This is a genomic window from Paraburkholderia sp. IMGN_8 (assembly GCF_038050405.1).
GTDB lineage: Bacteria > Pseudomonadota > Gammaproteobacteria > Burkholderiales > Burkholderiaceae > Paraburkholderia.
On sequence record NZ_CP150901.1, the window covers coordinates 1898987 to 1917289 of the forward strand.

The window sequence follows — 18303 nt, forward strand, 5'->3', positions numbered from 1 at the left end:
GCAATTGCCCGCATCACGTCGTCAGCGATGCACCGCTGCACGCCCGTCACGCGATCCAGCTTTATACGATTGCGTCGAACCATGGCGTTCGCTTCCTGTCACATCCCCTGACGATTGGCGGCCAGATCCCGTCAAGCCTTACGCAACGGACCTTTGCCGCTACACCTTCGCGATGTCAAGCGCGTGACAAGCCGGTCGGCTTCTATCGTTTTTCCCCCGCCGGCCAGGGCGCGAACCATCGCAGCAGCACCCGCTAACCTGCCTGACAGTCCTTTTCGAGGAGTGGCGCCATGGCTGAAGCAATCCCCCGTCCGACCCCGCCCAAAACATTAGAGCCCGACACCTTGCGCAAAATGGATCGCTACTGGCGCGCCTGCAATTACCTGTCGGCCGGCATGATCTATCTGCGCGACAATCCGCTCCTGCGCGAGCCGCTCAAACCCGAACACATCAAGAACCGTCTGCTGGGCCATTGGGGTTCGGATCCGGGGCAGAGCTTCCTGCTGGTGCATCTGAACCGGTTGATCAAGAAGCTCGAGCTGAACGTGATCTACATTGCCGGCCCCGGGCACGGCGCGCCGGCCACGCTGGCCCATTGCTATCTCGAAGGCCATTACTCGGAAATCTATCCGGACCGCAGCGAGGACGAGGCCGGCATGCGGCGCTTCTTCCGCCAGTTCTCGTTTCCCGGCGGTATCGGCTCGCATTGCACGCCCGAAACGCCCGGCTCGATCCATGAGGGCGGCGAACTCGGCTACAGCCTGTCGCACGGCTACGGCGCGGCGTTCGACAACCCCGATCTGATCGTCGCGGTCATGATCGGCGACGGCGAGGCGGAAACCGGGCCGCTGGCCACCTCGTGGCATTCGAACAAATTCCTCAATCCGATTCGCGACGGCGCGGTGCTGCCGGTCCTGCATCTGAACGGCTACAAGATCGCCAATCCGACTATCCTCGCGCGCATTCCCCACGAAGAACTCGAAGCTCTGCTGACCGGCTACGGCCACAAGCCGTATTTCGTCGAAGGGGACGATCCCGACACGATGCATCAGCAAATGGCCGCGACGCTCGAACAATGCGTCGGCGAAATCCGCGCGATCCAGCAGCAGGCGCGCGAATCCGGCGATGCCTCGCGGCCGCGCTGGCCGATGATCGTGCTGCGTTCGCCGAAAGGCTGGACTGGTCCGAGGGAAGTCGACGGTCACAAGGTGGAGGGCTCGTGGCGCGCGCACCAGGTGCCGGTGCTCGACCCCGTCGCCAATAGCAACAGCCTGAAGCTGGTCGAAGGCTGGCTGCGCAGTTATGAGCCGGAGTCGTTATTCGACGAAACAGGGCGTCTGGTCGAAGAACTGCGCGAACTTGCACCGCAAGGCACGCGCCGCATCAGCGCGAATCCGCACGCGAACGGCGGCTTGCTGTGCAAGACGCTCGACATGCCGCCGTTTCGCGACTACGCGGTAACGGTGAAAAAGCCCGGCCGCCCGTACACGTCGCCGACCGAGGTGCTCGGCAAGTTCTTGCGCGATGTCATGCGCAACAACATGACGAACTTCCGCGTGTTCGGCCCCGACGAGACCGCCAGCAACAAACTGACGGCGATCTATGAGGCGTCGGAGAAAACCTGGCTGGCCGGCACGGAGGCGAGCGACGCTGACGGCGGCGAACTCGCTGTAGATGGCCGCGTGATGGAAATGCTGAGCGAGCACACCTTGGAAGGCTGGTTCGAAGGCTATGTGCTGACCGGCCGGCACGGACTGTTCGCGACCTACGAAGCGTTCGTCCACGTGATTGATTCGATGTTCAACCAGCATGCCAAATGGCTGGAAAAGGCCAAGCGCGATCTCGGCTGGCGGCAACCGGTGCCGTCGATCAACCTGCTGATTACGTCGCTGGTGTGGCGCCAGGATCATAACGGCTTCACGCATCAGGACCCGGGCTTTCTCGACGTCGTGACCAACAAGAGCCCGGACGTGGTGCGCATTTATATGCCGCCGGACGCGAACTGTCTGCTCAGCGTCGCCGATCATTGTTTGCGCTCGCGCGATTACGTCAACGTGATCGTCGCCGACAAGCAGCCGCATCTGCAATATCTGGACATGGAGGCGGCCGTCACGCATTGCACCAAGGGCATCGGCATCTGGGATTGGGCGTCGACGGATCAGGGCGCCGAGCCGGATGTGGTGATCGCTTGTGCCGGCGACATCGCGACAATGGAAGCACTTGCCGCCGTGCAGATTCTGAAAGAGCGCTTTCCTGAGCTGAAGATGCGCTTCGTCAACGTGGTCGATCTATTCCGCCTGATGCCTGAGCACGGACATCCGCACGGCCTGTCGGATCGCGACTTCGATTCGTTGTTCACCACCAGCAAGCCGGTGATTTTCAATTTCCATTCTTATGCGTCGCTCGTGCATAAGCTGACGTACAACCGTACCAATCACGGCAACCTGCATGTGCACGGCTATCACGAGAAGGGCAATATCAACACGCCGCTCGAACTGGCGATCATCAACCAGGTCGATCGCTTCTCGCTCGCCATCGACGTGATCGATCGCGTGCCGGCTTTGCGCGGCGTCGGCGATCATGCGAAGGAGTGGCTGCGCGGGCAGGTCATCGAGCATCTTGCGTATGCGCATGCCGAGGGTATCGATAAAGAAGAAATCCGCAACTGGACGTGGAAAGGCTGAGCGAGGCTTCGTATGCAGACCGATGAGCGCACTCAGGAACCGACGATTCTGGTGTTGAACAGCGGTTCATCGTCGCTGAAGTTCGGGTTGTTTACGCACTCGAGCGATGACGAATCATTGTTGCTGGAGGGCAGCGCGGAAGGCATCGGCCGCAACGATGGCCGTTTGCGGATCAAGTCGCCGGATGGTCGCGTGCTGGTGGAGCAGGAGCACATGCTGGAGTCGCAAACCGACGCGTTGCAAAAGCTCTCCAGCGTGCTTGCGGAGCACAAGCATGCCCGGCCCGCGGCAGTGGGACATCGTGTGGTGCACGGCGGGCCGCATCTGCGGGCGCATCAACGTTTGACGCCCGAGGTTCGGCAGCGCCTGCAGGACGCGGTGCATTTCGCGCCATTGCATATTCCGCCGGCGCTGGCCTTGATCGACGAGGCGTCGGCGATTTTCGGCGACGCGCAGCATTTTGCGTGCTTCGATACCGCGTTTCACGCCACGCTGCCGCCGCGCGCGGCGCAGCTTGCGTTGCCGCGCCACTATGTGGACGCCGGGGTGATTCGCTACGGTTTTCATGGGCTATCGTATGAATCGCTGGTGACGCGGCTCGGTGCCGATTTGCCGCCGCGCGCGGTGTTTGCGCATCTGGGGAATGGTTCGAGTTTGTGCGCGTTACAGGACGGTAAATCCGTGGACACGTCGATGGGTTTGACGCCGACCGGCGGCGTGCCGATGGGCACTCGCTGTGGCGATCTCGATCCGGGCGTGCTGCTGTATCTGATGCGCGTGGAGAAGCTCGACGCGGATGCGCTCGAAACGCTGCTGAATCGCCAGAGCGGCCTGGCCGGCTTCGCGGATGGCGAGAGCGATATGCAGGCGCTCGAGCAGCGCTGTGCGGCGCGCGACGTTAATGCGTTGCTGGCGATCGATGCGTTTGCCACCGCTGTGCGGAAAACTATTGGCGCTTATGCGGCTTTGCTGGGAGGGGTTGATTTGCTGGTGTTTACTGGCGGGATCGGCGAACACAGTACAGAGATTCGCAAGCGAGTGTGCGAGGGGCTTTCGTTTCTCGGGCTATCGGAGGGTGACCCTGCGGGGAAAGTGCGTGCGATTCACACTGAGGAGGAAAAGCAGATTGCCAGGCATTGCCGGAGGCTGTTGCAGGCGGGTTGACGCTATTTTGCTTTGATCGTAGTTCGGTCGGAGACGCCAGGGAGAAACTCATCCCTCACTGATCCAGCTCTTTGGCTTCGCTTCCCCGACTACCTGTCAGATCAAGTCCAGGCTAACACAGATGAAGTACCGCCACGGCGCGCGCAGCGCCGCCGGAAGTATGACTGCCTTGTCACCAGCGCCGAATGTGCGAGAACACTGATTCCAGATGCTCCACTGCCTCCTCCAAGCCAGGGGACCCGCTTAAGAATTAGCGGTGTGAAGCCGCTTTCTTTGCTTACTTTCTTTGCGGCGGCAAAGAAAGTAAGTGCCTGCCCCGCACAGGGGCGACGCTAATAAACCACTAAGAAATCAAGGAAAGGCCACCGCCGTAGGCAACCAACCAATGCCGCCGCAAAAGGCAAAAAGACCTCTAGTCAACAACACTAGCAACCGATTGCGCCGTAACCGCGGACAACGTCCACCCAAGATGCCCATGCCCGGTATTATAAAAAACCCCACGCCGCTTCCCGCGGCCCACCTTGGGCAACATGCCAGGCAGCATAGGCCGCAACCCAGCCCATGGAATGACCCGTGAGGTCGAAACCTCAGGAAAATACCGTCGAGTCCACTCGACCAGCGGCGCAATCCGATCCGCCCGAATATCCCGATTGAACCCGTTAATCTCCGCCGTCCCGGCAACTCGAAACCTCTCCGCCCCAAGCCGGCTGGTAACGATCTTCGCGCTATCGTCGAGCAAACTAACCCACGGCGCCCGCTGCTGACTCACTGCATCATCGAGACAAACAGTGATCGAATACCCCTTCACCGGGTACACATTAACGTGATCCCCCAGCATCGCGGCAAAATCCCGGCTCTTCACGCCGGCACACACCACAATCCGCTCAAAAGCAAACCGCTGCTGCTCACCAGCAAGATTGACCAGGAGCGTAAACCGCCCATCGGCCGGCTGCTCGATCGCGGTAATCTCCGCATCGTAATGAAATTCAACCCCATGCCGTACGCAAGCCTGAGCAAGCCCACGAGTGAACTTGTGAATATCGCCGGTGGAATCAGACGGCGTAAAAAACCCGCCGTAAAATTCGCCCTGCAGCGTCGGCTCAATCGCATGCAACTCGCTCGCCGTCACAGGGTTGCGGTCAAGCCCGCCCTCGCGCAGCAGTTCGTTCACCTTGCCGGCGGCATCGAACTCCTTGCGGGTCTTGTAGATGTGCAAAATGCCACGCCGCTCCAGATCGAAGTCGATCCCTTCGCTCTCGGCAATGGCAAACAGATGCTCCCGCGCCGCGATCGCAAGCCGCACGGTTTCGACGGTGTTGGCGCGGTAGTGCGGAATCTGCCGCAGGAATTCGCCCATCCACGAATACTTGTGCCAGGTGGGCATCGGATTGAGCAGCAACGGGGCGTCGCGGGTGAGCATCCAGCGCAAGCCCTTGAGCACAGTGGCCGCGCTGTTCCAGACTTCGGCATTGCTGGCGGACAACTGCCCGCCGTTGGCGAACGACGTTTCCATCGCCGCATAGCGATGGCGTTCGAACACAGTGACGTGATGGCCGCGCTGCGCCAGAGCGTGAGCAGTCGTGACGCCGGTAATCCCGGCGCCGATGATGGCGATTCGTGACATGACATGGTCCAGAGTAAATTGAGCATCACCGGTGTCGATTTCCTGTCGAAACCGGCGTTGATGCCCCATCTGTCCATGTACCTGAGAGTTTCATCCCGTCAGCACGCATGCAGGTTGCAAGCGGTGTGCAGGATTCCCCTTCGGTGGGCGCGCACGGCGCCGCTCTCCAGATGTTCCAGCTGCGCGGTCCTTTTTGCCTGAGAGTTTCCGGGGCGGTTGCTCCGTCGGCGTCGTCACAAACGTCTGACGATCTCTCCCGCGCTGCATTGCAGAACGACACGACAATACCGCCCAAAAATTATCGCCGCAAGTGTTTCCTGCGATGCACCGCGCAATCGGTGTTCTGAAGATTCGTGCTTAAGGCCGTTCTTTGGCGGCCAGCGCTCGTCGCTCGTCGCTCGTCTATCGCGACACGACGCAAACGGAGACCCACGCGTTCGGCGATATGAATGGCATTCAACTGCCGATGCGGATTATTCAAGCCCGGGTCCAAGCGTGGGTCCGTGGCATAAGTTATATTTGGCCGCATTGCCTTCGTACATTTTCCCTGAGGAGTTTGCCGTGCCCGCTGCCACAACGCTGCTTGCCTTCGCCCTGGTTTCGCTCGGCATGGTGCTCACGCCTGGGCCGAACATGATCTATCTGATCTCGCGTTCGCTCTGCCAGGGGCGGCGTGCGGGGCTTGTATCGCTTGGTGGTGTCGCGCTCGGCTTCGTGTTCTACATGTTCTGCGCCGCCTTCGGCATTACCGCGCTGCTGCTGACGGTGCCTTATGCGTATGACGCGTTGCGTTTCTGCGGTGCGCTCTACCTGCTGTATCTGGCGTGGCAGGCGGTCAAACCCGGCGGACGCTCGCCGTTCCAGGTGCGCGATCTGCCGCACGACAGCCGCCGCAAACTGTTCACGATGGGACTCGTGACGAACCTCGCGAATCCGAAGATCGCGGTGATGTATCTGTCGCTGCTGCCGCAATTCATTTCGCCGGGGCACGGCAGCGTGCTGGCGCAGTCGATCGCGCTCGGCTGCGTGCAGATCGTGGTGAGCGTCACCGTCAATGCGTTGATTGCCAGCATGGCCGGTTCGATTGCCGGGTTTCTCGCCGGACGGCCGGTCTGGCTGCTGGTGCAACGCTGGTTGATGGGCACCGTGCTCGCCGGATTGGCGGTACGGATCGCGCTCGATTCGCGCCGTTGAATGCCTAACGGCGATCAGCTGGGAAGGTAAGCCGCGCCCGGCATTCGTCGCATTGAAAAGCAGGGCTTGAACATGTCCGGCTTTCCTATCGACAACCCTTTTCTCGAGATCGCCAGTGCGGAAGGCACTTTCAAATATTCGAAAACGGCCTGAAAGCAAACCGCTGGTGCTTTCTCAAAGCGCTTTGTACATGATCGTGGCCGAATCGAGCCGCTCTTTGATTGTGTCGCGGCAAAAGCCCGGAATCACGCCGACCGTCTGATAACCCAGCGATGCATATAAAGGCTCGGCCTTGTCGCCGGTGCGCGTATCGAGCGTGAGCAGACTGCGCTTCAACTGGCTTGCGCGGGTTTCGAGTTCCGTCAGCAGCGCCTTCGCGATCCCCTGGCGGCGGAACTCGGGATGGACCAGCAGCTTGCGCACTTCGGCACGATGGCGCTGATTCGGCATCGTGTCGTAGTCGAGTTGCACTGTGCCGGCGATGCGGTCTTTGCAGCGTGCCACCAGCAGCACGAGCGAACCGGCTCGCAGCGATGGCAGCACCTTGCCGGTCCAGAACGCCTCGCTTTCCTCGACCGTGCACGGCAGCACGAAACCGATGCTGGCCCCGTCATGAACACAGGCATGCAGTAGTGCGCCGAGTTCGTGGTGATGGCGAACCAGATCGTCGGCGGAGAAGGTCGTTAGGGTGGTTGCAGTCATGCTGGCTCACACGATGAAAAGGATGTAGCGGGCGGCGCTGTGCGCGGGAGTCACGAAAGCGCTGGGGCCGAACAGCTGGTAACGCAGGCAGTCGCCGGCTTGCAGGTCGTGGCTTTGCCCATCGACGGTGATCTGCAATTGCCCTTCGAGCAGGATCAGGTGATGTTCGAGGCCCGGTCTCGGCGACGCGTCGTAGGTGATGCGCGCACCCGCGTCGAGTTCGCACTCGAGCGCTTCGCCGCTTAGCGCTTGCGCCGGCGGCGACACCGAGCGCCGCCGGAAGCCGACGCTGGCGTCGGTCCAAACCGGCTGCGCGTTGCGCGGCACCAACGGCGCGAAATCCTCTTCGACCATGTGCATCAGGCGCGACATGGGCAATCCGTACGCGACGCAGAGCTTGCCCAGCACGCTTGCGGTGGGGCTCACGGCGGCGTTTTCGAGGCGCGATAAGGTTGCGCGGCTGACGTTGCTGAGTTTCGCCAGATCGTCGAGCGACCAGTTGCGCTCGGCACGCAGCGCTCGCAGACGCTGGGCGATGCGACGGTCGATAGCGTTGTCATCGGGGATCGGATTTTCCATATTCGGGAAATTATCTCGAATATGGAAATTCGTCAATGAGACAAAATTCACGGACTCGCGGTCGGAGGGTTGCTCAGGCCGACGGGTTTCTCGGGCCCGGGCACACAGGCATGCCGCTTGTGCCGACAGGCCTCAGCGTACGCGTTGAGCAGATAAGCGCCTCGTCCACAAGGGAGATGGCGCTCGAGCGCGGGGACTGACTGACGGCGGAAACGCCATGGAGAGCGGGTCGCTGTGGTGGTCCGCGTCGTGTCATTCGCAGCGGGCTGCTGCGGAGATTCGTACACAGCGGGCGGCTGGGCCGTTTATCATAGAGCTCACAAACTAAAAACGCCGCCCGGCCATGCGACGGTATGCAAGTCGACCCACGCGAGCCGGCGGCACCTGCCGCGACATCATCTATGAACTCCACGCCTGACGCTTTTTCCCGCCCGTCCATCCGCGCTCTAACGCAACTCGAAGGGCGCGTGCTTGGCGTGCTGGTCGAGAAACAGCACACCGTGCCGGACAGTTATCCGCTTTCGCTCAACGCGCTGACCTTGGGCTGCAACCAGAAAACCGGCCGCGCGCCGGTGATGAGTGCTACTGAAGCTGAAGTGTTGACGGCCATCGACGGCTTGAAACGTCTGAGCCTGGTGCTGGAGGGCAGCAGTAGCCGCGTGCCGCGGTTCGAGCACAACATGAATCGTGTGTTTGGGTTGCCGGGCCAGTCGGCTGCTTTGCTTACCACTTTGCTGTTGCGCGGCCCTCAGACTGCGGCCGAGTTGCGGTTGAATAGCGCGCGCTTGCATGGTTTTGCGGACATCTCATCGGTTGAGGCGTTTCTCGACGAACTCGCTGTCGGTGAACCACCGCGAGTGGTGAAGCTTGCCCGTACGCCGGGCGAGCGGGAGAACCGCTGGATGCATTTGTTGTGCGGCGAGGTCAGCGCTGGTGATCTTGCCCAACCGGGCGGGGATGACGATCTTGTGCCGTTGTCGGCGTTCGAAGCTGTTAGAGCCGAGCAGAAGAGGCTCGCAGAGGAGGTGAGTCGACTTCAGGTAGTGGTTCGGCGGATGGCCGCCGAATTGGGGATTCGGATTGATGATATCGAGGGGTTGGTGTAAATCGCTTGCGGCGGTGGGCTTTGTTTGATTTTTTTTGCCTACGCGGCGCTTATGTCTGTTTGCCCGCGGCGTTGGCCTTTCCTTGATTTGATATTGGTTTATTAGCGTCGCCCCTGTGCGGGGCAGGCACTTACTTTCTTTGCCGCCGCAAAGAAAGTAAGCAAAGAAAGCGGCTTCACACCGCTAATTCTTAAGCGGGTCCCCTGGCTTGGAGGAGATAGTGGAGCATCTGGAATCGGTGTTCTCGCACACTCCGCGCTAGTGACAAGGCAGTCATACTTCCGGCGGCGCAGCGCGCGCCGTAGCGGTACTTCTCAACACCAACTGGGGGGGAGCGCCTCTGGCATCATCCTTCCCGCCCCGCACTGCGTGTTCGCCGGGACGGTCTGCCAGGGAGACCAGGCGCTTCGTTTTCGTTTGTTGGGAGCCATCGGCTGCGCCTCGGCGAGGTGACTAAGTTTGGGTGTGCGGCCTACCATGCTGGGCGAAACGTCGGCGCTGACACTAGGGGGGCGGTGTTTCGACGTAACACCGAACACTGAAACTGGCAGGCGGTATTGTGAAGTAACGCCGAACACCGAAACTGGCGGGCGATATTGTGAAGTAACGCCGAACACCGAAACTGGTGGGCGATATTGTGAAGTAACGCCGGGTGCCGAAACCAACGGGCAGTTTGATGAAGCACCGCCACGGCGCGCGCAGCGCCGCCGGAAGTATGACTGCCTTGTCACTCACGCGGAGTGCGCGAGAACACCGATTCCAGATGCTCCACTACCTCCTCCAAGCCAGGGGACCCGCTTAAGAGTTAGCGGTGTGAAGCCGCTTTCTTTGCTTACTTTCTTTGCGGCGGCAAAGAAAGTAAGTGCCTGCCCCGCACAGGGGCGACGCTAATAGACCACTAACAAATCAAGGAAAGGCCAACGCCGTAAGCGAACAACCAAAGCGCCGAGCAGGCAAACAGCACGGGGGGAAACGCTAATAAACCAATAAGAAAAGGCCACTGCCGTAAGGCAAACAACCATAGCGCCGCGCAGGCAAAAAAATCAAATAAAAACCCAACACCGCAGGTATAAAACCGACCCCGCCGGGAGGCCTAAAACCGATAATTAACTGAAGCGAGCGTATTGAGCTCAAACTTCCGTTCAGTAATAGGACTATTAGCGGCGTTATGCTCCAAACGCCCAAACGTCGCCGACACCGACCCAACCCAATGTTTGGAAATATCGTAAGTAACGGCCGCATTCATGTGAATATCCCGCACGCCGGCACTGGTGTTATACACCGGCAGCCCCGAAGCGGCGCTTTGCTGACTCGACACGCCAAAGAACGTCCGCGTATAGGTCCCATTCGCCCACGTAAACCCAGGCCCAACCGAGAACAACCACCCACCGACCGGCGCGGAAGCGACCACATCGGTGCTCACTGTCGTGCCCTGATGATGCCCGGCAATATCCTGATACAACGCGACCGAACCAGTAAACGCCCACACGGTGTAGTCGGCGAATAGCTTGAGCTTGGGGCCGCCGTGCACATCGCCGAGACCGTGCAAACGAGGATCGTCCGATTCCTTGCGACTCTGGAAGTCGAAACTGAGCGCAGCGCCCAGGTGATAAGCCGGACCGCGCAACACGTTGACGCCAAGCACGTCAGGACCTTGCGAGAAGATCCGGTCGTCGTAGGAGATATCGAGTGCGGGGAAAGGGAACACGGTCAACTGCCGCGAGCCCGGATACTTGGGCGTCACCACCACGCCGGGTCCGAGGGCGATCTTCCATTTGCTGTCGGTGCTCGCGTTGGCGTTGGTGTTCGCGCCAGTCGTCGCATCCGCGTTCTGCTCGTCCGCATGCGCAGCGTGTGTCGCAAGGAGACCGAGAGCAGCAAGCAGCAACGACACCCGAGCCGGTTTGCCAAGCGCGCGCGTCATGCCCGCTCCTTGCCGAGCGCCGCGAGCTGCCTCAAACGCCGCGCCAATGCCTTCGACACGACCTGCGTCTTCGCGCCGTCGCTATCGCTGTGGGCCACCTCGCTTTCGCGCAAAAACAGCGCGGTTTCGCGCGCGACGATCTCTCGCTCGTTGTCCGATGTGATCATGTGATACGAGTCATCCAGCCAGATAGTGCGTAAAAAGGCGGCGCCGATATTCCCGGCGACAAAGCGGGCGTTGCGTGGGCTCGAGGTTTCATCGTCGATGGCGTGGACGATCAGGCAATCAGTCTTGATATCGCGCACCAACGTGCGCACGTTCGCGGCCAGGCGGCTCGCTTCGTGCAATGCCGGCAACGAGATCGTCGACGGCCCGACTTCGCTGAAATCGCTGCGCTGCATCGCGCGCGCGATTTTCGCCCTGAGTGCTTCGTTGCGCAAACCGAACGGCGCTTCCTCGCGATAGCGCCAGCGTTTGCGCATCGGCGTGAAGTACGCCCAGTTCAGCAGAAAGCGATACCAGGGGATCGCCCAGCCGTCGTAAGAGAGCGTCAGCGACAGCAGCACCACTGCCTGGGCTTGCGGGCGGCGGTGTGCCAGCGCGAGCGCGAGCGCCGCGCCTATCGAAAGGCCGCAGATCGAGACACGGGCAAAGCGCGCGGCCAGTGCGTCGTACTCGCGCACGGCGGCGTCGAGCCAGACTTCCATCGCCGCTTCTTCGGAACCGGCGCTGTAGCCGCTCAGGAGCGGCGCGCTGGTCGTGAAGCCTTCGGCGTTCAGATAGCGCGCAAGGAAACGCAATTCGAGCGGCGAACTGGACAGGCCGTGCAGCATCAGCACCGCATGGTCGTCGCCGGGATAAAACAGGCTGCTCGGTTGACTCACGGCTCAGGCTCCGATCCGCAACACGAGGAAGTCGCCGGCATGCGTGGTGAACCGTTCGCACACGCACTCGGTCAGTTTCGCCAGGCTGTCGCCGCTCTTCAGCCGCACACGATGGCTGCCCGGCCACAGTGCCTTGCTGAGCCGCTGGATATCTTCGGGGTGGACGTCGGCAAAGCGCGGGCCGGGCGCGATCTCGTTGGGCAGACGCGGCAGCACGCCTTGTGGTTTGACGTCGTCCGCCTGTTGCAGCGCGTTGCGCTCGAGCGCCTGGATGAGGATGAAGGTCCTGTGATGATGCGAGAGGTGCCGCAGCAGCCGGTGCGTTTCGTCGACGCCGCGGCGCGCGAGCATGCGCTCGTTGTCGTGACGCAGCAGCATTTCATAGCGCGATTGCGCGACCGATGCGATCAGCTCCGCGCGAAATTGCGCGCGCCGCAAGCGTTCGATCAGCGCGATGACTAGCAGCGTGACCAGCGGATAGGAGGCGAGCAGGATCAAGTCGGCTCGATCGAAGACGGCAATGGTGGCGTACGGCGGCACAAACAGATAGTCGGCGATACCCAGGCCGAGCAGCATGACTGTCAATGCCGGCGCGAGGCCGAAATAATATTCGACGAGTGACGCGGCGATGCAGAACGCGGTGCCCGGCATGACCGGGCCGACGAGCGGGTGAAGCAGCAGGCGCACGCCGCTGGCGATCGCCAATGCGGCGGCTGCGGCAAGCCAGGCTTGCGGTCCCCGTGGTGCCCAGCGGCGGGCGTTTTGGACTTCCATAATATTTCTTAAGGGAGCGATCGCGCTTCCCAATTAGGCGTGGCGGTGCACTTTAAAGCGTAGGGCGGACAATACCATAATCGGGCCGAGGACAATGGCTGTGAAAAATGTAAATGCCGGACGGCGAACGGTCATTTCGTGCTTGAGAATGTGGCGCGGAAAATCATGCCGATTGGGGGGCGTATCAGATGCGGGGCCGATTGTGCTGGCGCCGAGCTTAAGTGATGCTTAAGCACCGTGGCCGGAACCTCGGGCACGCGCTCGCGCCAAAGCGGGAATATTTTCAAACCCAAGCTCAAGCGCACTGCGTTGTGCGCTCAATCATCGCGGTTCTTTTCCGTGTCGCCGGACAGGGTGCGTTGCGTACGATAAAAAACCGCCGGCGGTACGTTCGGTGAATCTTCCGCCAGCCGGTCCAGTTCGTCGCGAATCGCCGTGAGGTAGTGACCGTCGCGCGCATCGGCGTCGCCGGCAAAGATCGCTTCCAGCCTACGCCGCACGGCGCCGTACCTGGCGCCGGCGGCGCGATGCTTTTCCGCGCGCTCGGCAAAGCGGAAGAAGGTTTGCAGCGCGGCAGAGACCGCGGCCGTCACGCTCACCAGACCCACGATGATCCTGAGCGCTGGTGACACGGCCGCCGCATTCAAGGACGCAAACACCGCGGTGCCGACAAAGGCCGTCAGCGCGGTCACCAGCCAGCCGACGCGGCGGTCCCGCGCGGACAACAGGTCGGCCATGTCGTAATGGCTCATCTGGGATTCACGCGCGCGCCGGATCCACTTCAGCAGAAGCGCGTCTTCGTCGACCGGGGGTTCGTACGCAGTCAGGTTCTTCATGTGGCTGTGATAGTTGTCCAGTTCCGCAAGCGTAGCGCATGCGCTTGACGATACTGTGCCACATGCCGTTGATGAGATGTACCCCGCTCCGGTGGTTGAAATCAGGCGAGCAGTCTTCGCACGCGCGGAATCACCTGTTCGGCAAAGCCGCGCATATCGGTCTCGAACGGCCGGAATTGCAGCCTGAACAACTCGATCCCCGCGCGATGAAACTCGGCGATACGCTGGGCGACGGTGTCATAGCTGCCGACCAGTCCAGCCGCGGTGCCGCTGCCACGCGTTCCAATTTCTGCCCATATCGATCGATGAAATCGGTCTTTGGCGATGCGTCGATTCTTTATATATTGAGCGATTCCGCATACCCTCATGGACCTCGATCGATGCACCTCGCTTTCTCCGGCTCCCGAAGCCGGCGGTACCTTTGCGTGTGCCTGATGTTGATTGGCGGCGTGCTTTCCGCCGGCTTTGCGCAGGCCAACGAAACGGTGTCGATCAGCTATCAGCGTTCGTCGACCCTGTTCATTCTGCTGAAACGAACCGGCGCGCTGGAGAAGAAGCTCAACGCGCTCGGCTACGACGTGAGCTGGCACGAGTTTTCGACAGGCCTGCTGCAGTCGCTGAACGCCGGCAGCGTCGATCTCCACGCGGATGTGGCCGATGCCTTCGCGCTTTTTACGCAAGCCGCCAATGCGCCGTTGACGTACTACGCCGAAGAAACATCTGCGCCTAACGCCCAGGCGATCATCGTGCCGCCGGATTCGCCGATTCATACGATGGCCGATCTGAAGGGCAAACGGGTCGCGGTTTCCAAAGGTTCGGGCTGCAATTTCCTGCTGCTGTCCGCGTTGGCCAAAGCGGGTCTGACAATCAACGACATCCAGGTGCGCTATCTGGAAGCACCTGACGCGCTTGCTGCATTCCGCGGCGGCAACGTCGATGCGTGGGCCATCTGGGATCCGTTCCTCGCAGCGCAGCAGCGCGAAGCGCATGTCCGCGTGGTCGCGGACGGCGGTGGCGGCGTCGCGCAATACAACCGTTTCTATACGGCAACGACCGCGTTCGCCGACAAACATCCGGACGTGCTGCGAGTCGTATTCGACGAACTGCAAACGACCGGCAAGTGGGTCAAGACGCATCCGCGCGACGCCGCGCAGATTCTCGGCCCGGTGTGGGGCAACATTCCCGCGCCCACCGTCGAGCTGGCCAACGGCCGCCGCAGCTACGACATCGTGCCGGTCAGGCGCGATCAGTTGGCGGAGCAGCAGCGCATCGCCGACACGTATCGCGCGGCCGGACTGATTCCCGCCGCGTTGAAAGCGGCGGACATCCGTATCTGGACGCCGCCGGCGAAGTAATCGCCGCCCTAGTGCAGCAGACGCTCGCGCTGTTTCACCTGTTCAATCACCGGGACTGCCCATGACTTCTGCCGAGACCCGTTCGCCGCTTCGGCAACTGCATCTGAACGTCAACATTCTGCACTCGGGCTTCCTGCCGTCGGCGTGGCGTGTTGCCGAAGCGGACCCCAACGCCTTCGTCGATGTCGCGCACTACGTGCGAGTTGCGCAGATTGCCGAAGCCGCGAAGTTCGACGCGGTGTTTCTCGCCGACAATGCGTCAATCGCCGATCAGATCGGCTTTCGCCCGATCACCGCGCTCGAGCCCACCGTGCTGCTCGCGTGCGTCGCGGCGGCCACCACGCATATTGGCGTGATCGGCACCGCGTCGACGAGTTATAACGAGCCGTACAACATTGCCCGGCGTTTCTCGACACTCGACCACGTCAGTGCGGGCCGCGCCGGCTGGAACGTCGTGACGACCGCCGACCTCGGGTCGGCGCGCAATTTCGGCTATACGGCTGTGCCCGATCATGCTGAACGCTATGCGCGGGCCGCCGAATTCACCGAGTTGGTCAAGGCGCTGTGGGATAGCTGGGAAGACGGTGCGCTGCTTGGCAACAAACTCGATGGCCGCTTTGTCGATACCGAGCGTGTTCATCCCGTCGCGCATCGCGGCAAATACTTCAACGTGGAAGGACCGCTGAACCTGCCGCGCTCGCCGCAGGGACATCCGGTGCTGGTGCAGGCCGGCGGCTCGGCTGACGGTCGCGAACTTGCCGCACGGCATGCCGAGGCGGTGTTTTCCGCATCGCAGTCGTTCGACGAATCGCTGGCGTACGCACGCGATTTGAAGGCGCGCGCCGCGGCGTATGGACGTGCACCGGTCAAGATCTTGCCTGGACTGACGACGATCGTCGGTGCAACCGAAGCCGATGCGCTGCGACGTCGCGACGAACTCGTCGATCTGATTCCGTGGACGTATAGCCTGAACCGGCTCGCGGGCACGCTCGGCATCGGCGTGGAGCGGCTGCACCTGGACGAGCCGCTGCCGCAGGATCTTGCGTTGCCGGGTGGCGGCAGCGGCAACCACACCTTCTTTCACGCGATGCTCGCGCAGGCGCGGCGCCACGGTTACACGGTGCGCGAACTGATCCGCTCGATGGCGGGCGGCACGGGGCATCGCGTGATTGTCGGCACGCCCGAGCAGATCGCGGACGATATCGAACATTGGTTCAGGGAGGGCGCCGCCGATGGCTTCAATCTGATGCCCGATGTTCTGCCGGGCGGCTTGCAGGATTTCGTCGACGGTGTTGTGCCGATCTTGCGTCAGCGCGGCATTTTCCGCAGCGAGTATGAAGGCCGTACCCTGCGCGAGCATCTTGGGCTGACGCGGCCGGATAATGGAAGGTTGTGGCTGAAGACGGCGTAGGGCAGCAATTGCAACGTGACCGACGGGCCGTTGATACATGAATCTTCGCGCAGAAATCTGATTGATACCGTCGAACCAGCTGCTTCCGGGGCGACAAGTCCTAAGGCCGCGAAAGCGGCCTTAGTGATTTTAGCTTGCGTGATCGGTCTATTGACTTGACGCCGTCTGTCGCGCTACGCCGAAGCGCTCGTTATGCGCGGTCCCATTCAGATAGAAGTTGCCGATCGCGGCCTCGCGAATGATGGCCGGATTGTGCGACGCCAGCACGCGTGCATTACGCCAGTAGCGATCGAAGCGACGCGTCTCGCTGGTCGCCGATGCGCCGCCCACTTCGAACAGCAATGTAGCGGCTTCCAGCGTTTGCTCGATGACGATCTGCTGTGCCTGGAAGGTCTGGATATCCAGGCGGATATAGGTTTGCTCATCGGCGCGGCCTGCCTGTCGCGCGACCGAGACATCATCGATTGCGCGCGCGAGCGACGTGCTGATGCTCTGCGTCGAATAGGCGAGGCTGGCGAGGCGGCCGACTACACGATGCACCAGAGGATTGTCGCGCGGGCTGGATTCACCTGGGATGCCGAAGGTTCTGGTTTTCCCTTGTGTGAATGCGACAGCATCGCGCAGCGCGGCACGGCTGATACCGGCGAGGTTTGCGACATGCAGCGCCTGATAGTAAGCGGTGAGCAGGCTATTGCGGCGCGGCTCGGACGCGTTATAACGCCGGTACAGGTTCTCGGGCGAGACCGGCACATGTTCGAAACGCGCCGTGCCGCTACCGGTGAGACGTTGCCCGAAACCGTCCCAATCGTCGATGCGGGCGAGGCCGGGCGTATCGGTTTTGACCAGCACGCGAACGTCGCTCTGACCGTCGTGGGCGGTGACGTCGACCCAGTCCGCGTAGAGTGTGCCGGTTGTGTAGTACTTCTCGCCGTCGAGATGCCATGCGCCATCGGTTTGGCTCAGACGTACGCTGTTGTTGGTGACGCCGGTACGTTCGGAAACGGCGCCGCCGACGATTTGACCTTGCGCGATGCGTGTCAGCCACCGGTCGCGAAGCGGTTCATCGTCATTTTCCAGAAGCGATTCGATGAAGCCACCATGTACTCGCAGGATCTGCGGGAGATTCGAGTCCGCTTCGCCGAGCCGCGTGACTAACGCAAAGAATTCTGTGAGTGTGATGCCGTCGCCGCCATATTGTTTCGGCACACGCAGCTTTGTGTAGCCCGCTTCGCGCAGCCATTCCACTGGTGCGTAGGCTAGTTCGCGATTTTGCTCACGATGGATTGCGCCTTCGGCGATTTTGTTGAAGATTGGCGCGAAGCGGCGGGTTAGGGGGTCTTCGCCGAAGAGGCGGGTTGTATCAGCGATGGGGGTGGTCTGGCCTTCCGCACCAGATGGGGAGGCGCCCGGCGCGGCTTGAGCGAAGGCGCGGGATTCGATTGCTGTCATGGAGTCTCCGAAACGGAATATGAGCAATGCGGGATGCTCAACCCGCTAACGGTAAGGGAGGCATGGGGTGGGGGGCAAATAAGGGTTTGCCGGATTCTTAGCAGGGTTTGAGAAATGGGGGTTTTGCCTGCTCGGCGCTTTTTGGCTGTGTGCCTACGGTGTTGGCCTTTCCTTGATTTGATATTGGTCTATTAGCGTCGCCCCTGTGCGGGGCAGGCACTTACTTTCTTTGCCCACCAAGTGGACTTCCTTCGGGGCGCCGCCGCAAAGAAAGTAAGCAAAGAAAGCTTCACACCGCTAATTCTTAAGCGGGTCCTCTGGCTTGGAGGAGGTAGTGGAGCATCTGGAATCTGTGCTCTCGCACATTCCGCGCTTGTGACAAGGCAGTCATACTTCCCGCCTCGCACTGCGTGCTCGCCGGAAGGGTCTGCCAGGCAAACCAGTGGCTTCGCTTTGGTTCGGTGGGAGCCATCGGCCGCACCTCGGCGAGGGGCTGAAATGTGAATGTGCGGGCCACTTCTCTGAACGAAACGCAGCTGCGAGTTACGCCGACGGAGCAAAGGCAAGCCGTTACGCTTGAACAACCGCAGGCGCCGGAAGCACCCGAAGGGCTCTAC

At 61.3% G+C, this 18303-nt stretch carries 14 protein-coding genes, 1 pseudogene and 1 riboswitch; of the genes and pseudogenes, 6 read left to right on the plus strand and 9 right to left on the minus strand.

What is annotated here, in order from left to right; genetic code table 11:
* Positions 1 to 290 precede the first annotated feature (290 nt).
* Positions 291 to 2684 carry a phosphoketolase family protein gene (locus tag WN982_RS29730; protein WP_341319136.1) on the plus strand — a complete coding sequence of 798 codons (2394 nt, stop codon included), beginning with the start codon at positions 291 to 293 and terminating at the stop codon, positions 2682 to 2684.
* A gap of 12 nt (positions 2685 to 2696) precedes the next feature.
* Positions 2697 to 3848: an acetate/propionate family kinase gene (locus tag WN982_RS29735; protein WP_341319137.1), complete on the plus strand. Its 1152-nt coding sequence runs from the start codon at positions 2697 to 2699 to the stop codon at positions 3846 to 3848.
* 412 nt (positions 3849 to 4260) lie between these two features.
* Here the strand turns inward: WN982_RS29735 and WN982_RS29740 are convergent, their stop codons facing one another.
* Positions 4261 to 5472, minus strand: coding sequence for a D-amino acid dehydrogenase (locus WN982_RS29740; protein ID WP_341319138.1), 1212 nt, complete (start codon positions 5470 to 5472; stop codon positions 4261 to 4263).
* Positions 5473 to 5646: 174 nt separating this feature from the next.
* Positions 5647 to 5741: riboswitch (glycine riboswitch) on the minus strand.
* Positions 5742 to 6033: 292 nt separating this feature from the next.
* Between WN982_RS29740 and WN982_RS29745 the strand changes: the two genes are divergently transcribed.
* Positions 6034 to 6666: a LysE family translocator gene (locus tag WN982_RS29745; protein ID WP_341319139.1), complete on the plus strand. Its 633-nt coding sequence runs from the start codon at positions 6034 to 6036 to the stop codon at positions 6664 to 6666.
* Between the two features lie 174 nt (positions 6667 to 6840).
* Here the strand turns inward: WN982_RS29745 and WN982_RS29750 are convergent, their stop codons facing one another.
* On the minus strand, positions 6841 to 7368 hold the full coding sequence (locus WN982_RS29750) for a GNAT family N-acetyltransferase (RefSeq protein ID WP_341319140.1): 528 nt from the start codon (positions 7366 to 7368) through the stop codon (positions 6841 to 6843).
* A 6-nt stretch (positions 7369 to 7374) separates the two neighbouring features.
* Positions 7375 to 7947: a helix-turn-helix domain-containing protein gene (locus WN982_RS29755; RefSeq protein ID WP_341319141.1), complete on the minus strand. Its 573-nt coding sequence runs from the start codon at positions 7945 to 7947 to the stop codon at positions 7375 to 7377.
* Positions 7948 to 8348: 401 nt separating this feature from the next.
* Between WN982_RS29755 and WN982_RS29760 the strand changes: the two genes are divergently transcribed.
* Positions 8349 to 9053: a YceH family protein gene (locus tag WN982_RS29760; protein WP_341319142.1), complete on the plus strand. Its 705-nt coding sequence runs from the start codon at positions 8349 to 8351 to the stop codon at positions 9051 to 9053.
* 1093 nt (positions 9054 to 10146) lie between these two features.
* Here the strand turns inward: WN982_RS29760 and WN982_RS29765 are convergent.
* The 5 genes and pseudogenes from WN982_RS29765 to WN982_RS29785 form a co-directional block, all read right to left on the minus strand.
* On the minus strand, positions 10147 to 10977 hold the full coding sequence (locus WN982_RS29765) for a MipA/OmpV family protein (RefSeq protein ID WP_341319143.1): 831 nt from the start codon (positions 10975 to 10977) through the stop codon (positions 10147 to 10149).
* On the minus strand, positions 10974 to 11810 hold the full coding sequence (locus WN982_RS29770; RefSeq protein ID WP_341319464.1) for an alpha/beta fold hydrolase: 837 nt from the start codon (positions 11808 to 11810) through the stop codon (positions 10974 to 10976). Before WN982_RS29770 ends, WN982_RS29765 begins: the two co-directional genes overlap by 4 nt.
* Positions 11811 to 11864: 54 nt before the next feature.
* A complete protein-coding gene (locus WN982_RS29775) occupies positions 11865 to 12635 on the minus strand; it encodes a DUF4118 domain-containing protein (RefSeq protein WP_341319144.1) in 771 nt (256 codons plus the stop codon).
* Between the two features lie 317 nt (positions 12636 to 12952).
* Complete coding sequence (locus WN982_RS29780; protein ID WP_341319145.1) at positions 12953 to 13471, minus strand: SLATT domain-containing protein; 519 nt, start codon at positions 13469 to 13471, stop codon at positions 12953 to 12955.
* 101 nt (positions 13472 to 13572) lie between these two features.
* A pseudogene (locus tag WN982_RS29785) lies at positions 13573 to 13758 on the minus strand (alkanesulfonate monooxygenase); the annotation flags it as partial.
* Positions 13759 to 13905: 147 nt separating this feature from the next.
* On the opposite strand from WN982_RS29785, the gene WN982_RS29790 reads away from it, so the two are divergent.
* Both WN982_RS29790 and WN982_RS29795 read left to right on the plus strand, forming a co-directional pair.
* Complete coding sequence (locus WN982_RS29790; protein ID WP_341319146.1) at positions 13906 to 14826, plus strand: aliphatic sulfonate ABC transporter substrate-binding protein; 921 nt, start codon at positions 13906 to 13908, stop codon at positions 14824 to 14826.
* 61 nt (positions 14827 to 14887) lie between these two features.
* Positions 14888 to 16237 carry an LLM class flavin-dependent oxidoreductase gene (locus tag WN982_RS29795; RefSeq protein ID WP_341319147.1) on the plus strand — a complete coding sequence of 450 codons (1350 nt, stop codon included), beginning with the start codon at positions 14888 to 14890 and terminating at the stop codon, positions 16235 to 16237.
* A 147-nt stretch (positions 16238 to 16384) separates the two neighbouring features.
* Here the strand turns inward: WN982_RS29795 and WN982_RS29800 are convergent, their stop codons facing one another.
* Positions 16385 to 17686: an acyl-CoA dehydrogenase family protein gene (locus tag WN982_RS29800; RefSeq protein WP_341319148.1), complete on the minus strand. Its 1302-nt coding sequence runs from the start codon at positions 17684 to 17686 to the stop codon at positions 16385 to 16387.
* Between the last annotated feature and the right edge of the window lie 617 nt (positions 17687 to 18303).

What these genes read in the sequence shown, in the direction of transcription:
- WN982_RS29730 (WP_341319136.1), top strand. Translation starts at nt 291, where the DNA reads ATGGCTGAAGCAATCCCCCGTCCGACCCCGCCCAAAACATTAGAGCCC.
- WN982_RS29735 (WP_341319137.1), top strand. Translation starts at nt 2,697, where the DNA reads ATGCAGACCGATGAGCGCACTCAGGAACCGACGATTCTGGTGTTGAAC.
- WN982_RS29740 (WP_341319138.1), bottom strand. Translation starts at nt 5,472, where the DNA reads ATGTCACGAATCGCCATCATCGGCGCCGGGATTACCGGCGTCACGACT.
- WN982_RS29750 (WP_341319140.1), bottom strand. Translation starts at nt 7,368, where the DNA reads ATGACTGCAACCACCCTAACGACCTTCTCCGCCGACGATCTGGTTCGC.
- WN982_RS29755 (WP_341319141.1), bottom strand. Translation starts at nt 7,947, where the DNA reads ATGGAAAATCCGATCCCCGATGACAACGCTATCGACCGTCGCATCGCC.
- WN982_RS29760 (WP_341319142.1), top strand. Translation starts at nt 8,349, where the DNA reads ATGAACTCCACGCCTGACGCTTTTTCCCGCCCGTCCATCCGCGCTCTA.
- WN982_RS29765 (WP_341319143.1), bottom strand. Translation starts at nt 10,977, where the DNA reads ATGACGCGCGCGCTTGGCAAACCGGCTCGGGTGTCGTTGCTGCTTGCT.
- WN982_RS29770 (WP_341319464.1), bottom strand. Translation starts at nt 11,810, where the DNA reads ATGCTGCACGGCCTGTCCAGTTCGCCGCTCGAATTGCGTTTCCTTGCG.
- WN982_RS29775 (WP_341319144.1), bottom strand. Translation starts at nt 12,635, where the DNA reads ATGGAAGTCCAAAACGCCCGCCGCTGGGCACCACGGGGACCGCAAGCC.
- WN982_RS29780 (WP_341319145.1), bottom strand. Translation starts at nt 13,471, where the DNA reads ATGAAGAACCTGACTGCGTACGAACCCCCGGTCGACGAAGACGCGCTT.
- WN982_RS29790 (WP_341319146.1), top strand. Translation starts at nt 13,906, where the DNA reads ATGTTGATTGGCGGCGTGCTTTCCGCCGGCTTTGCGCAGGCCAACGAA.
- WN982_RS29795 (WP_341319147.1), top strand. Translation starts at nt 14,888, where the DNA reads ATGACTTCTGCCGAGACCCGTTCGCCGCTTCGGCAACTGCATCTGAAC.
- WN982_RS29800 (WP_341319148.1), bottom strand. Translation starts at nt 17,686, where the DNA reads ATGACAGCAATCGAATCCCGCGCCTTCGCTCAAGCCGCGCCGGGCGCC.